Here is a 13962-nt window from a genome sequence, read left to right on the forward strand (position 1 = left end):
CCACGGGCCTCCCGGCCGACTGTCGGTCGCGTCAGCTGCTGCGCACGTCCTGCGCCGCGCCCTGCGCGTGGTCCTTCACGTCGGACGCGGCGCCCTGCGCCTCGTCCTTGACGGTCTGCGCCGCGTCCTGCGCGGTGCCCTTGAGGTCCTGCGCGTGTTCCTTCGCGACGTCGCCGAGCTGCGAGCCGAGGTCCTTCGCCTGCTCCTTGACGTCCTCGACGAGCGGAGCGGCCTTGCCCTTCAGCTCACCGGCCAGCTGCTCCTCCTTGTCCGAGGTCGGGATGAGCGACGACGCGAGCCACCCGGCACCGAAGGCGATGAGCCCGACGGCGAGCGGGTTGCCCTTCGCCTTGGCGACGCCCTGGTGTGCGACGTCCTTCGCGTGGTCGGCGACGCCGGAGGCGGACCCCGATGCGCTCGAACGGGCGGAGTCGGCCGCGCCCATCACGGACTCGCGGACGTTCTGGAACCGCCCCTTGACCTTCTCGGTCTGGCGGTGGGTGATGGACGACGGGCTGACCTTGTCGGCGAGTGCGTCGACGTCGGAGCCGAGTTCGCCGCGCGTGCGTTCGATCTCAGCGCGGATCTCGTCGGGGGTGCGGCTCTCGTTGGGGGTGCTCATGACTTCCTCCCGGTGGTGTGGGGCTTGAGTGCTTCGGGGACTTCCTTGGCCGTCTCGACGGTCTGCGGCGCGCCCTGGATCTCCTTGATCTCCTTGCGGCCGCGGAGCGCCAGGACGGCCGCGACGATCGCGTAGACCACCGCGATCACGACGGCGGACCAGGCGTTGCCGATGAGGTACCCGAGGCCCCACCACGCCGCGATCGACAGGAACAGGAGCGCGAAGAACGCGGTGATCCCGGCGCCGCCGAACATGCCGCCCGCCTTGCCGGCCTTCTTCGCCGAGTCGGTCAGCTCGGCCTTGGCGAGCGCGACCTCCTGGCGGAAGAGGCTCGACAGGTCCCTGGACACGTCGGAGAGCAGCTCACCGAGCGGGGTGGTGGCGGCGCGCTCCTGCGGGCTCGGCTCGCCGAACGGCGTCTCGTGGGCGCTCGGTGGCGTCTGGCTCATGCGCCGTCCGCTTCCTTCTCGTGCTTCACCTCGGTGGCGAGCGCCTTCGTCAGGCGTCCGGCGAGGATGCCCGCGCCCGCGGCGATCGCGATGAACGTGCCGGGGCGCTTCGCGGCGAAGGACTTCACCTCGTCGAGGAGCGAGCCGGGGTCGCGGCCGTCGAGGTACTCGGCGGCGCTGCCTGCGCGGTGCGAGAGGTCGCGCACGACCTTCGAGGCGATGCCCTGCTCGTCGTCGTTCTCGGCCATGCGTCCGAGCTGCTCGCCGATGTCGCGGAGACCCGACGCCGCGCGCTGCTGCTGGTCGGCGGCCTGCGACTTGAGGGTCTCGCTCGCCTGACCGTAGAGCTGCTTGGCGTGGTCCGTGGCCTCGGAGGCGACCTTGCCGGCCTGCTCCTTGGCGGTCCCGGCGACGTTCGCGGCCTTGTCCTTCGCGTCGCCGGCGACGTCCTGGGCCGCACCCTTCGCCGCGTCGGCCTTCCCGCTGCCGGTGCCGCCGTCGGCTGTGCCACTGCTGCTCGCACCGGCGTCGCCGCTCGCGAGACCGATGCCCGCGGAGCCGGCCGCGCTCGGCGTCGCCGGCAGCTGTTCGTCGGCGGGGAGGGCGTCGAGCGGCTCGTCGAGCAGGGGGTCGACACCCCGGCCGGCGTGCTGCGCGGCGCCTTCGCCGAACGGGTCGTAGGTCTGCGGCGCGTCGGGGCTGGTGCTCGGCAGGCCGTCGGCGGCAGCGGTGCGGTCGTGGATCGGGGTCCCGGAGTCGTTCCCGGGTGGGTTCGTGGTCATGGTGGCCTTCCGGTTCGGTACCGCGAGCACGACGCCCGCGGGTTCGGGACCGAACGTGCGCCCGCCCCGCTCCGACCCGGTCCAGACCATCCGCGCAGCGCAGTCCCGCTGTCCACGGTGCGCGGGAGCACCCGCGGGCGACGGTCAGCGCAGCGCCACCCACACGGGGAACGCCGCGGCCGCGCTCCACGCCTGCGGCCGGCAGGCGGCGGGGTACGGCGCCGGACGGGACGCCTCGTCCGCCGCGTCCCCGGCGTGCAGCTCGGGCATCCGGAAGTCGAACGCGACCGCCGCGGCGAGGAGCTGCTCGGCGAGCACCCGGGCCTCGGCCCCGTGGCCGGACCGGACGAGCCCACTGATGACGACCGCGGTGTCGTGCGCCCACACGGTGCCACCGTGGTAGCTCAGCGGCCAGTAGCCGGCGGCCGTGGTGGACAGCGTGCGCAGGCCGAACCCGCTCGCCATGTCCGGGGCGACGACACGGGCGGCGACGACGGCTTCCTCCTCGGGGCTGAGGATCCCGGTGCCGAGCAGGTGCCCGATGTTGCTCGTGGCGGAGTCGACCGGGCGCTTCGCGGCGTCGAGCGCGATCGCCGGGTACGGTCCGACCTCGTCGCGGACCCAGAAGGCCTCACGGAAGCGCTCTGCGAGCCGCGCGGCCCACGCGCGCCAGTCGTGGCCCCCGCTCCGGCCGAAGGCGTCGAGCAGGTCGGCGCCGTGGACGGCGGCCTCGTGCGCGTACCCCTGCACCTCGCAGAGGGCGATCGGCCCCTCGGCGAGCGTCCCGTCGCGCCACTGCACGCTGTCGCCGGAGTCCTTCCACCCCTGGTTCGCCAGGCCGCGGCCGGTCTCGTCGACGTACTCGAGCAGCCCGTCACCGTCGTCGTCACCGTGGTCTCGCATCCACGCCAGGGCCCGTTCGAGCGCAGGGAGCAGCGCCTCGACCTCGGTGTCCGGCAGCCCGGCTCGCCAGGCGTCGTGCAGCAGGCAGACCCAGAGCGCGGTGGCGTCGACGGTGCCGTAGTACAGCGGCGGCAGCGAGAGCTCGTCGTTGTCGATCGCGAGCGTCGCCTGGCGGAGTTCGTGCATGACCTTGCCGGGCTGCTCGGCCGTCGCGGGGTCGGTCCGGGTGCCCTGCAGCGCGGCGAGCACCCGGAGCGTGCCGGCGGCGATCGACGTGTCGACGGACAGGAGGAAGCGCGCGGCCCAGATCGAGTCGCGGCCGAAGAGCGTGAAGAACCACGGTGCACCGGCCGCGAGGAACTCACCCTCCGGCCTCGTGAGCCGCAGGGCGTCGAGGTCGTCGGCCGCCCGCACGAGCCAGCGTCGCAGTCGGTCGTCCGCGACTCCGTCCGGCGCGGAGAAGGTCACGGGTGTGGTCGCGCCGCCGACGACGGCGTCGGGCGCGACGACCGCGCAGTCCCAGCCGAGTTCGGTGATCCGGGCGCGTGGGACGCGCCAGGTGAGGACGACGTCGCCGTCGTCGAGCCCGACGTCGGCTCCGGGGGCGTCGAGCGTCACGTCGACCGAACCGGCCGTCCAGGAGGCACGGCGCACCCCGACAGCGTCGGCGTCCGGTGCGAGGACGGCCGGCACCGGCGCGGGGGCGCCGCCCCCCTTCACCGCGTCCATGCCGCTCGCGTCCGGCGTGATCCGGACCACGACCTCGAGCGTGCGGCCGTCCGTCCCCGCCGCCGAGGACGCGAGACGGTCCTCGATCCGGAGGGTCTCGCGCACGCCGTCGATCCGGACGGTGCGACGGCGGTCGAGTCGGACGTCGGGGTCGGCACCCGGAGCGTCGAGTCCGCGGAGGAGCGCCGAGAACACCACCTCGCGCGCTGAGGCAGGGGCGACGGACACGGGCTCGAGGTCCGAACCGGTGACGCTCACGCCGACCGCGGACACCACGCGCTGGTCGCCGGTCCAGTAGCCGTGGACCGGGTTCGTGCCGACGGCGCCGTTCCGGTCGGACCACGCCTGCGTCGGTGCGGCGAGCACGACGACCTCGTCGTGGAGCAGCGGTTGCAGGGGCGTCACGTGGGCCTCGGCGGTCGTGGTGGGCGTGCTGGTGGACGTGGTGGTCATTCCTTGACCGCCCCTTCGCTGGAGTTCATGATGCGCTTCTGGAAGACGAAGAACGCGACGGCGACCGGGATCGTCATGACGAACGCGGCGGCGAGCTTGATCGGGTACTGGTTGCCCGCGCTCAGCGCCCCGGACGCGAGCGACGCGACGCCCTTCGTCAGGGTCGTGAGGCTCGGCGACGAGGTCGAGACGATGAAGTGCGCGAGCTCGTTCCACGAACCCTGGAACGACAGGATCGTGATGGTGACGACGGCCGGTCGTGCCATCGGCAGCACGATCGACCAGAACGTGCGGAACACCCCGGCGCCGTCGACCTTCGCCTGCTCCTCGACGCTCGCGGGGATCGACTCGAAGTAGTTCTTCATGATGAACACCCCGGCGGCGTCGACGAGCAGCGGGATGATCATGCCCGAGTACGAGTCGTACATGCCCAGCTGGTTGATGACGAGGAACTTCGGGATGAGCAGCACGACGTTCGGCACCGCCATCACCGCGATGATGAGCGCGAACACGGTCTGCCGACCGGGGAACCGCAGGCGTGCCAGCGCGTACCCGGCGAGCGAGTCGAAGAAGATCCGCCCGAGCGTCACGAAGACCGCGACGATGACGGAGTTCATGGCCCACACGCCGAAGTCCGAGTTCTCGAACAGGGTGCGGAAGGCGGCACCGGTCCACGTCGCGGGGAGCGCCAGCGGGTGCAGCGATGCGTCCTGGTCGGTCTTGAAGGCGTTCACGATCGCGACGTAGAACGGCAGCAGGTAGACGACGGCGATGACGGCGCCGACGACGAGCAGGGCGATCCCGCGCCCGGTGAGCCGACGCGGCCGCCGGCCCGGGCCGGGCGACTGCGTGACGGTGGCGGCGCGGAGGTCGGGCACCGCGCCTCCCGGCCGGGTGGAGGTGGCGGTCATCGTGACCCTCCCTGCTCGATCCAGCGCATGCGGCGCCGCGACACGGGACGCTCGCGGAGCGCCCAGCGCTGCAGCAGCGCGAAGACGACGATGATGCCGAACAGGATGAAGGCGATCGCCGCACCGACGCCCCACTGCTGGCTCCCGAACGCGGTGGAGTACGACAGGTACGCCGGGGTGATGGTGGTGTTCGCCGGCGCACCCCTGGTGCCCGTGTAGATCTGGTCGAAGACCTGCCACGTCCCGATCAGCCCGAGGGTCAGCACCGTGAAGAGGGTCGGGCGCAGCTGCGGCAGGGTGACCCGCCAGAACCGCGTCCACGCGCCGGCGCCGTCGATCATCGCGGCCTCGTCGACGTCGTGCGACAGGTTCTGCAGCGCCGCGATGAAGAGCAGCATGAAGGTGCCGCTCGTCGTGAACACCGCCAGCAGGATGAACGCCGTCATCGCCACCGACGGCCCGGCGAGCCACTCGGACCACGGGATACCGAGCGCGGTGTGGTCGGCGAGGAAGGCGGGCGGGTTGCCCCCTCCGAGCTGGAAGATGCCGGTCGGCTCGTTGAACCAGTTCGGCCCCTTCACCCCGATCCACCCGATGATCGCGTTGACGGCACCGGTGGACGAGAACAGGAACAGCCAGAGCACCGTGATCGCGACGGAGCTCGTCACCGAGGGGAAGTAGAACGCGGTCCGGAAGAACCCGCGGCCGCGCAGGGCCCGACCGTTCACGAGGACGGCCAGACCGAGCGCGACGGCGGTCTGCAGCGGCACGACGAACACCACGTACCAGAGGTTGTTCCGCAGGGCGGTGCCGAAGTTCTGCTCGTCGAGGCCGCCCCCGCCGAGGATCTTCGCGTAGTTCTGCCCGCCGACGAACTGCACGCCGGACGAGAACGGGCTGCCGACACCGCGCCAGTCCGAGACACTCACCCACGCGGCCATGACCACGGGGACGAGGAGGAACAGGCCGAGCACGATCACCGTGGGCGCCGTGAACAGCCAGCCGGAGACGGTCTCGCCGCGGTTCTTCCGGGACACGTCGGTCAGCCCTGCAGCGCGGCGGACATGTTCTTCTGGACGCCCTCGAGCAGCGTCTTCACGTCGGTGCTCCTCAGCGTGCCGAGCTTCGAGTCCATGTCCGCGATGACGTCGGCCGTCCCGCTCTTCGTCGGCAGACCCACCGCGTCGCCGGCCTGGTCGAGGAACGGCGCGTACTGCGGGTACTCCTGCTTCCAGGTGCCCGCGGCCGACTCGACGGAGGGCATGACGCCGAACGCCTTCGCGAACGCGAGCTGCTGGTCCTTGCCGACCATCTTCTCGACGAAGGACAGCGCGGCCTTCTGGTTCGGGGAGTCCTTCGCGATGCCCCAGCAGTTGGTGAACTGCAGCGTGCCGGCGCCCTTCGGCCCCGCGGGGAGCTTCGCGACCTCGTAGCCGACGCTCGGGTAGCTGGACGACATCGCGCCGGTGAGCCAGTTGCCCTCGATCGTCATCGCGGCCTTGTTCTTGCCGAACGCGTCACCGCCCCAGCTCTCGCCGAGGTCGCTCGAGAACTTCATCGAGCCGTCGTCGAGCAGGCCCTTGACGTAGTCGAGCGCCTCGACGTTCGCAGCGGAGTCGACGGTGGCCTTCGTCTGGTCGCTGTTGGTCAGCGCGCCACCGGCCTGTGCCATGAAGGCCCCGAGCCGCTCGACCTGGGGGCTCACGGCGAGCCCGACACGGCCGTCCTGCGTGAGCTTCTCGGACACCGACTCCAGCTGGGCCCAGGTGGTCGGCACGTCGGAGTCGCTGAGCCCCGCGGCCTTCCAGTCGGCCTTGTTGATGAAGAGTGCGAGGGTCGAGAAGTCCTTCGGCGCGCAGTAGAGCTTGCTGTCGAGGGTGAACGACTTCGTGAGGGTCGGGTAGAAGTCACCCTTGTCCTGCAGCTGGTCGCCGTACGCCAGGAGCGAGCCGTTCGAGGCGTAGCCCGCGAGCGACGAGGTGCTGACGTAGAAGACGTCGGCGGGCTTGCCGGACGCGAAGCCCTGGGCGAGCTGCTGGTCGAGGTTGTTGGCGGCCTGCACGGTGGCCTTCGTGCCGGACGACTTCGACCAGGCGGACGCGGCGCTCTTCACCGCGGCGGTCTCCGCGTCGCCGGACGAGCCGATCAGGACGGTCAGGGCCTTGTCGCTCGAGGTGAGCTTCCCGGCGTCACCGGAGCCGCCGGAGCCGCCGGAACCGCCGGAGCCGGAGAAGCCCGAGCCACAGGCGGAGAGGGTCAGTGCCGCGGTCAGCGCGATCGCGCCGGCGGTCAGCTTGCGTGCTGTGCGTCGTTGCATCAGGGAGGACTCCTCGTCGAGTTGGGTTCGATCGTTCAAATTTGATCGATCAAACGCGTCCACGGTACACCTTCGACGCGCTAGCGTGAACCCCGTGTCCCAACCAGCCACCGTCGCCGACGTCGCCGCTGCCGCGGGTGTGTCCCGGCAGACGGTGTCGAACGCGCTGAACCGGCCCGAGGTCGTCCGGCCGGACACGCTCACCCGCGTCCGCGCCGCGATCGACGACCTCGGGTACCGGCCGCACGCGTCGGCCCGGCGTCTCCGGACGCGGCAGAGCTCCACGCTCGGCGTGCGACTCCCGCCGGTGCACGGCATCTCCGGGGCGGTCCTCGACCGGTTCCTCCACGCCCTCGTGGAGCGCGCCGACGAACGCGGGATGCGCATCCTGCTCTTCACCGCGACGGACCTCGACGACGAGCTCGCACACATGGAGCGGCTCGTGGAGGGGTCGGACGTCGACGGGTTCGTCCTGACCTCCACGGCCCACGGCGACCCGCGTGCGGCATGGCTCGGCGAGCGTGCCGTGCCGTTCGTGACCTTCGGCCGGCCGTGGGGCGTGCCGGACATGGACGACGCCCCGCACCCCTGGGTCGACGTCGACGGGCGGGCCGGTCTCCGTGAGGCGACCGCCGGGCTCGTCGCGCGAGGCCACCGGCGGATCGGGTTCCTCGGATGGCCGAGCCCATCCGGACAGGGCGACGAACGCCGGCTCGGCTGGCGCGACGCCCTGGCGGCAGCGGGGATCGACGACGACCCCGTGCCGCTCACGTGCGAGGACGACGTCGCTGCGGCCGCGGCCGCCGCATCCCGGGCAGTGGACGACGGGGCGGCCTTCGACGCCGTGGTCTGCGCGTCGGACACGCTCGCGCTCGGGGCCCGGTTCGCCCTCGGACCCGAGGTGCCGGTGGTCGGGTACGACGACACCCCGGTCGCCGAGGCCGTCGGGATCTCGAGCGTCGAGCAGCCCCTGGACGCGGCGGCCTCGGCGGCGGTCGAGCTCCTGATGGGGTCTGGTCGTTCGGTCCTGCCGGCCACGACCGGCCACCGCCTGCTCGCGCCGCGGGTGGTCTGGCGCGGCTGACCCCGCCACGCGGGTGGTCTAGCGCGGCGGACCCCGCCACGGGGGTGGTCTGGCGCGGCTGGCCCCGCCACGCTGCCCAGCGGCCGACCTCCGCCACCCGGCCAGGCCACGATCCGGTGACGACCGCGCTCCGGACGATCCGGACGACCGGCCAGGGGCTACCGTGCACCTCGAGGACGATCGAGCGCACGGACGACCAGGGGGACGGTCATGGCAGGCAGGGAACGACACACACCGAGGACGGCGATCGGGACGGGCATCGGGGTCTCGCTCCTCGCGATACTCGTGCTGACCGGCTGCGCGCCGACGACGGCGTCCGACCCGACCGCGACGCCCGTCACCGGGAGTGCGACCGCCGCCGCGACCGCCGCCGCGACATCTGCGGCGGCACCGTCAGCGACGGCGACGCCGCGGCCGACGTCCACGATCACCCCGGTCCCCGGCGTGGACGACGACGCCGGGGCACTCCCCGACACCTGCACCGGACTCATCACCGCGGGCAGGTGGGACGACGCCTTCGCCTCGGCGCCGCTGAACGACCCGGGCGTCGTCGGCGACCCGGTCGAGGTGCCGAAGGACGCCCTGACGCCGGTGCTGCAGCCCGACGGGAAGTCCCTATACTGCGTCTGGCGTGACCCTCGGGCGGACACCACCTTCCTGTCGATCCGCGTCGCGGTCGTGGATTCCACGACGGCGTACCCGCACCTGCAGAGCGCGCTCCAGGGCTACGACTGCTCGCTCGACGGGTACGGCTACCGCTGCCAGAAGGTCTCGCAGAACACGCAGTACCCCGTCACCGACGGCGACACCTACTTCACCCGCGGCGACGTCGGCATCCACGTCCAGCAGTCGAACGTGTCGACGTCGGGCCTGCTGGACGACGTCGTCGCCCACGTCTTCTAACGGGCCGGGCGCGACCGGACGTGCGCCCGCTCCCCCTGCGGCCCGTACAGGCAGAGCACCTCGGTGACCTCGTCGGTGGTGTTGCCCACCCAGTGCGGGGTGTGCGTGTCGAACTCGACGACCTCGCCCGGCCCGAGGTCGAAGTCCCGATCGCCGAGCAGGAGCCGGAGCCGACCGGACAGCACGTACAGCCACTCGTAGCCCTCGTGCGTCCGCAGCGTCCGGTCGGTGTTCGCGGGTTCCGGCGGGATGAGCTGCTTGAACGACCGGACCCCACCCGTCCGCCGGGTGAGCGGCACGACCACACGCCCGCCGTGCACCTCGGGCTTGAGGTGCACGCGCGGGTCCCCCGTCGGCGGCGCACCGACGAGGTCGTCGAGCGGCACCTGGTACGCCCGCGCGAGCGGCAGGAGCAGCTCGAGGGTCGGCTTGCGCTGCCCGGACTCGAGCCGCGAGAGCGTCGACACCGAGATCCCCGTCTCGGCGGCGAGCGCCGCCAACGTGACGTCGCGTCGCCCGCGCAGCGCGCGGAGTCGTGGACCGACCGCCTCGATGACGTCGGCCGTCGTGCGCGGGGCGATCCGTGCCTCCCGGTCGTGTGCCATGCCGCCATGTTGCCATGACGGCAACGTCCTTTGCTGATCGGCAGGCACGTCGCGCATGCTGCCGGCATGCGAGATCACTTCGACGTCATCGTCGTCGGCGGCGCGGCCGCCGGCCTGTCAGCAGCCCTCATCCTCGGCCGGTCCCGGCGCTCGGTCCTGGTCGTCGACGCCGGCGAGCCCCGCAACGCCCCCGCGGCAGGCATCCACAACTACCTCGGGCGCGAAGGTGCGTCACCCGCGGAGCTCGGTCGCGTCGGTCGCGAGGAGGTCGCCGCACACGACGTCGAGGTGACGGCCGGGAGGATCGTGGCGACGTCCGCCACGGACGGAGACGGGACCGACGCCGTCGGCTTCTCGGTCACGTTCGACTCGGGCGCGGTCGTGACGGCACGCAGGCTGGTCGTCGCCTCCGGCGCCGTCGACGTCCTGCCGGAGGTCCCGGGGCTCGCGGAGCAGTGGGGGCGCGGGGTCGTGCACTGCCCGTTCTGCCACGGGTGGGAGATCCGCGATCGGCGCATCGGCGTGCTCGTGACGACCCCGAACGGTGCCCACCACGCCCTCATGTTCCGCGCACTGAGCGATGACGTGACCGCGTTCGTCGCCGATGAGACGCTCGTCGACGACACCGCTCTGGCAGGTCTCCGCGCCCGCGGGATCACGGTCGTGCGCCAGCCGGTCGCGGCGGTGGAGTCCGAGGGCGACCGACTGACCGGCGTGGCCCTCGGGTCCGGCGAGTTCGTGGCCCTCGACGCCCTCGCCGCCGCGAGCACGGTCGAGGCGCGGGTGGACTTCCTCTCCGGGGTCGGCCTGGAGGCCACCGACTTCGTCGTGGGTGACCACCGGTTCGGGAGTGCGCTGACGGTCGACGGGGTCGGGCAGACGGCGGTGCGTGGCGTGTACGCGGCCGGGAACGTGACCGCGCCGATGGCGACGGTGATCGCGTCCGCCGCTGCGGGGACGGCGGTCGGTGCGGCCGTGCACGGGGATCTCGTGCAGGCGGAGCTCGCGGAGGCGGTCGCTGCGGCGGCGGCGTCGGGGTCGGGTTCGCCTCGGGTTCAGTCGACGCGGTAGCCCGCCTGCGCCGCCAGCAGCGGAGCGAGCGTGTAGAGCTGGTCGGTGCCGATCGTCGCGCCGCGGAGGCCTTCGAGCCGCTCCACCCGGTCGAGGTCGGCCTCGCGGAGGTCCACGTGCTCGATCCGGGTGTTCGTCCCCTCGACCGCCCGGATCCGCGTGCCCGGGAACGCCACCCGGAGCAGCTTCGCGTCGGCGAGGTCGAGCTCGTCGACCACGCAGTCGCGGAAGACGACGTCGGTGAGGGACGCTCCGCGGAGGTTCACGAACCCGAGCTTCATGCCGACGAACTCGACGCCGTTCAGCCCGGAGTCGTAGAGCTCGGCGGACCCGACGCGCCCGCCCGTGACCCGGACGTCGCGCCAGGTGCTGCTCGAGACGCGGAGCACGGGTGCGTCCAGTTCCTCGACCACGGTGTCCCGGACCCGCAGCCCACGGAGGTCTGCGTCGCCGGCGCGGAGGGTCTCGACGACGGACTCCTCGAGCTCGACATCGGGCAGGCGCTCACCGGCGAGGTCGAGCACCGCGATGCGCTTGCCCTCGATCCGGTCGCCGGACAGCACGTCGCCGGGGCCGGGCGTCCACGGTTCGAGGTCGGACGGGGACGAGACGGTGGTGCGCGGGGCGTCGGTGCCGTCGGTTCTGCGGGCCATGCGCTCAGTCTGCCGCGCGCGTCCGACGTCGGAGTTCGCTGGTGAGGGTGTAGTCCTTCGCCGGGCCGCGGGCGTCCCAGCGGACGGTCCACCGCTCGGCGTCGCCGTCGAGCACGCCCGTGTAGTCGTCGGGCGCGCAGGCGTGGGCGACGGACGTGCCCCACACCCAGGGGTGGAAGACACGACCGTCGGCGAAGTGCACCGTCCACACGTCGTCATCGCTCCGCCGGACGGACAGCGTGCGCGAGACCGGCACCGTGCGGCCGTCGAGGGTCATCGTGCCGGACTCGTCCCAGCGCACCTCGTCCGGGTCGGTCAGGGACAGCGTCGTGCTCCCCGTGACGGTGCCCTCGACGCCGGCGAGCCGGTCGACCACGCTCCGTCGGAGCTCCCACTCCCCGAGGAGGTCCGTCGGCTGCAGCACCCGTCCACCCTAGGGCCGCGTGTCCGCTCGGTCCTGCCCACGCGGGCGGCGCCGGAGCGCGAGCCAGACGGCGGCGCCCACCGTGGCCAGAGCGGCTGCGACGAGCAAGCCCCCGGCGATGCCGGCCGTCGATCCGACACCGTAGTTCGACCAGGGCAGGCCGAGCGCCCACTGGACGGCCGGACCGACGACCAACAGCACGCCGGCCGGCACGACGACCAGGACGAAGCGCCGCCGATCCGGCCACGACGGGTGCAGGAGCACCGAGACGCCGGCCAACGTCGCCAGCGCAGCGGCGCCGTAGGCCCACGACGCCCCGGAGACCCGCCAGCCGTCATGGGCCAGCCAGGCCTGCACGTCGTGGCCGGTGCGGGCCCAGGCCGCTTCGTCGAAGCCGTACCGTCCCGCGCCGACGGGCAGCGGCCAGCCGATGACCGCGAGCACGCCGGCGACCGCTCCGACGACCCCGAGGAGCACCGCCCAGAACCGCGGTCCGGCGGCGGGCTCGACGTCGAAGTCGGGGATGCTCACCCGCCGAGGGCCTCCGCGCGGGCCGCCCGGTGCTCCTCGTCGGAGATCACGCCTCGGGCGTGGAGGTCGTCGAGCTCGGCCAACCGGTGCTCGAGCGACTTCGCGGGCGCGAGGGTCTGGCTCCGCATGGCCTGGTAGGCCAGGTCCTCCTGCATCGTGAACGGGTTCTGCCCGCGCTTCGCCATCCGGCTGCTGCGGACGACGATCGTCACGACGATGGCCACGAACCCGAGGCCGATGAACGCCGAGACGATCCCGAACAGCACCCCGAAAGCACCGAAGCCGGTCTCGATCTCGTCGCCGAACACTGCTCCGAACACGTGGTCCCCCTTCGTCGGACTGCTCCGACCGTAGTGGACCGCGCGGCCGTCGTGCTGCCCCGCGAACGAGGCAGCGACCGCCCACCGACGAGTCGGCCGTCAGCGCCGGACCTCAGCCCCGCAGCGGGCCCGACGCCGGCACGCTCGCCCCGTCCGCGAACCCGCTCACGAGCTCCCGCAGCGCCTCCTCCGCCGTGTACCGCGGCTCCCACCCGAGCTCGGACCGGGCACGGTCGGTCCGCATGACCGGCACGCCCGCGGCGATGTCGATCCACCCGGCGTCCGTCGGCTGCAACCGGAGTCGCCACGTCAGCGTGACGATCCCGCGGAGCAGCCGGAGCGGGATCCGGACGGCCCCGCGCATGCCGAGCGCCCGGGCGATCCGCGGCGGGTTGAGCACGGGCGCCGCAGCGATGTTGAACGCTCCAGCCGCTCGCCGGTCCACGACACGCCAGTACGCGTCGGCGAGGTCGTCGGCGTGCACGGCCTGGAACACGAACGGGTACGGCAGGGGCAGCACCGCCCACCGCACCCAGCGGACGATGCGCATCGGGACGAGGTGTCCGAGGAACAGGCCCCGGAGCTCGGCCGCGACGTTCCGCTGGAACACCAGCCCGGGGCGGAGTCGCGACACGGTGATCGTCGGGTGCGCGGCGGCGAAGGCGTCGAGGGCGGCTTCGTTCGCAGCCTTGTGCTTCGAGTAGGTCGCGGTCGGGATGCCCGTGGCGGGCCAGGTCTCGTCGACGGGCGTGCGCTTCCCCGCCGGGTCCACGCCGCGGTAGGCCCCGACGGACGAGGCGATGACGACGTGTCCGACGCCGGCCCGCACCGCCGCTTCGAGGACGTGCGCCTGCCCGTCGACGTCGGTGCGCCGCTGGGCCGGGATGTCGTGCGTCGGCTGGAGTGCCCACGCGAGGTGCACGACGGCGTCCGCGCCCTGCAGCACGGCGGCGAGCTGCGGCACGACGCCGGGGTCGCCGACGTCGAGCGCGTGCCACACGGCCACGTCGTACGGGGCGACCCGGGCGTCCGGCAGCCGGCGCGCGACACCGACGACCTGCAGGTCATCGTCACCGACTCCGTCACCGGAGCCCGCGCCGGACCACTCCCCGGCGAGGCGTGCGGCGGCGAGCCGACGCAGGAGCGCGGTCCCGACGTTCCCGGTCGCCCCGACGACGACGATCCGCATCAGACGATCCCGCCGG

General features: G+C 72.8%; 16 protein-coding genes. 3 read left to right on the top strand and 13 right to left on the bottom strand.

Annotated features, from left to right (window positions below; genetic code table 11):
- Window positions 1-31: 31 nt before the first annotated feature.
- The 7 genes from QPJ90_RS03280 to QPJ90_RS03310 all read right to left on the bottom strand — a co-directional run bounded on the left by QPJ90_RS03280 (window position 32) and on the right by QPJ90_RS03310 (window position 7166).
- Window positions 32-622: a DUF3618 domain-containing protein gene (locus QPJ90_RS03280; RefSeq protein ID WP_290133043.1), complete on the bottom strand. Its 591-nt coding sequence runs from the start codon at window positions 620-622 to the stop codon at window positions 32-34.
- Window positions 619-1071 carry a phage holin family protein gene (locus tag QPJ90_RS03285; RefSeq protein ID WP_290133044.1) on the bottom strand — a complete coding sequence of 151 codons (453 nt, stop codon included), beginning with the start codon at window positions 1069-1071 and terminating at the stop codon, window positions 619-621. Before QPJ90_RS03285 ends, QPJ90_RS03280 begins: the two co-directional genes overlap by 4 nt.
- The gene (locus tag QPJ90_RS03290; RefSeq protein WP_290133045.1) at window positions 1068-1853 is read right to left on the bottom strand and encodes a hypothetical protein; all 786 of its coding nucleotides are present in this window, start codon (window positions 1851-1853) and stop codon (window positions 1068-1070) included. Before QPJ90_RS03290 ends, QPJ90_RS03285 begins: the two co-directional genes overlap by 4 nt.
- A 144-nt stretch (window positions 1854-1997) precedes the next feature.
- Complete coding sequence (locus tag QPJ90_RS03295; protein WP_290133046.1) at window positions 1998-3938, bottom strand: glycogen debranching N-terminal domain-containing protein; 1941 nt, start codon at window positions 3936-3938, stop codon at window positions 1998-2000.
- The gene (locus tag QPJ90_RS03300; RefSeq protein ID WP_290133047.1) at window positions 3935-4849 is read right to left on the bottom strand and encodes a carbohydrate ABC transporter permease; all 915 of its coding nucleotides are present in this window, start codon (window positions 4847-4849) and stop codon (window positions 3935-3937) included. The genes QPJ90_RS03295 and QPJ90_RS03300 overlap by 4 nt, the downstream gene beginning before the upstream one ends.
- On the bottom strand, window positions 4846-5886 hold the full coding sequence (locus QPJ90_RS03305; RefSeq protein ID WP_290133048.1) for a sugar ABC transporter permease: 1041 nt from the start codon (window positions 5884-5886) through the stop codon (window positions 4846-4848). The genes QPJ90_RS03300 and QPJ90_RS03305 overlap by 4 nt, the downstream gene beginning before the upstream one ends.
- A 5-nt stretch (window positions 5887-5891) precedes the next feature.
- The gene (locus QPJ90_RS03310; RefSeq protein ID WP_290133049.1) at window positions 5892-7166 is read right to left on the bottom strand and encodes an extracellular solute-binding protein; all 1275 of its coding nucleotides are present in this window, start codon (window positions 7164-7166) and stop codon (window positions 5892-5894) included.
- Between the two features lie 94 nt (window positions 7167-7260).
- Here QPJ90_RS03310 and QPJ90_RS03315 point away from each other — a divergent pair, with 94 nt between their 5' ends.
- Together QPJ90_RS03315 and QPJ90_RS03320 are read left to right on the top strand one after the other, a co-directional pair.
- Window positions 7261-8250, top strand: coding sequence for a substrate-binding domain-containing protein (locus tag QPJ90_RS03315; protein WP_290133050.1), 990 nt, complete (start codon window positions 7261-7263; stop codon window positions 8248-8250).
- Window positions 8251-8460: 210 nt separating this feature from the next.
- Window positions 8461-9153: a hypothetical protein gene (locus QPJ90_RS03320; RefSeq protein ID WP_290133051.1), complete on the top strand. Its 693-nt coding sequence runs from the start codon at window positions 8461-8463 to the stop codon at window positions 9151-9153.
- Here QPJ90_RS03320 and QPJ90_RS03325 read toward each other — a convergent pair.
- On the bottom strand, window positions 9150-9758 hold the full coding sequence (locus QPJ90_RS03325) for a helix-turn-helix transcriptional regulator (protein ID WP_290133052.1): 609 nt from the start codon (window positions 9756-9758) through the stop codon (window positions 9150-9152). The two genes, QPJ90_RS03320 and QPJ90_RS03325, sit on opposite strands and share 4 nt — an antisense overlap.
- Before the next feature lie 66 nt (window positions 9759-9824).
- On the opposite strand from QPJ90_RS03325, the gene QPJ90_RS03330 reads away from it, so the two are divergent.
- Window positions 9825-10829 carry an NAD(P)/FAD-dependent oxidoreductase gene (locus tag QPJ90_RS03330; protein WP_290133053.1) on the top strand — a complete coding sequence of 335 codons (1005 nt, stop codon included), beginning with the start codon at window positions 9825-9827 and terminating at the stop codon, window positions 10827-10829.
- On the opposite strand, the gene QPJ90_RS03335 is transcribed toward QPJ90_RS03330, so the two are convergent.
- The 5 genes from QPJ90_RS03335 to QPJ90_RS03355 form a co-directional block, all read right to left on the bottom strand.
- The gene (locus tag QPJ90_RS03335; RefSeq protein WP_290133054.1) at window positions 10814-11482 is read right to left on the bottom strand and encodes a pentapeptide repeat-containing protein; all 669 of its coding nucleotides are present in this window, start codon (window positions 11480-11482) and stop codon (window positions 10814-10816) included. The two genes, QPJ90_RS03330 and QPJ90_RS03335, sit on opposite strands and share 16 nt — an antisense overlap.
- 4 nt (window positions 11483-11486) lie before the next feature.
- Window positions 11487-11906 (bottom strand): DUF6314 family protein, encoded by a 420-nt coding sequence (locus tag QPJ90_RS03340; protein ID WP_290133055.1) that lies wholly within the window; start codon window positions 11904-11906, stop codon window positions 11487-11489.
- 9 nt (window positions 11907-11915) lie between these two features.
- Window positions 11916-12437: a hypothetical protein gene (locus tag QPJ90_RS03345; RefSeq protein WP_290133056.1), complete on the bottom strand. Its 522-nt coding sequence runs from the start codon at window positions 12435-12437 to the stop codon at window positions 11916-11918.
- On the bottom strand, window positions 12434-12757 hold the full coding sequence (locus QPJ90_RS03350; protein WP_290133057.1) for an SHOCT domain-containing protein: 324 nt from the start codon (window positions 12755-12757) through the stop codon (window positions 12434-12436). The genes QPJ90_RS03345 and QPJ90_RS03350 overlap by 4 nt, the downstream gene beginning before the upstream one ends.
- A 112-nt stretch (window positions 12758-12869) precedes the next feature.
- Window positions 12870-13946 carry an NAD-dependent epimerase/dehydratase family protein gene (locus QPJ90_RS03355; RefSeq protein ID WP_290133058.1) on the bottom strand — a complete coding sequence of 359 codons (1077 nt, stop codon included), beginning with the start codon at window positions 13944-13946 and terminating at the stop codon, window positions 12870-12872.
- Window positions 13947-13962: the final 16 nt, after the last annotated feature.

This window comes from Curtobacterium sp. 458 (genome assembly GCF_030406605.1).
In the GTDB taxonomy this organism is placed as follows: Bacteria; Actinomycetota; Actinomycetes; order Actinomycetales; family Microbacteriaceae; genus Curtobacterium.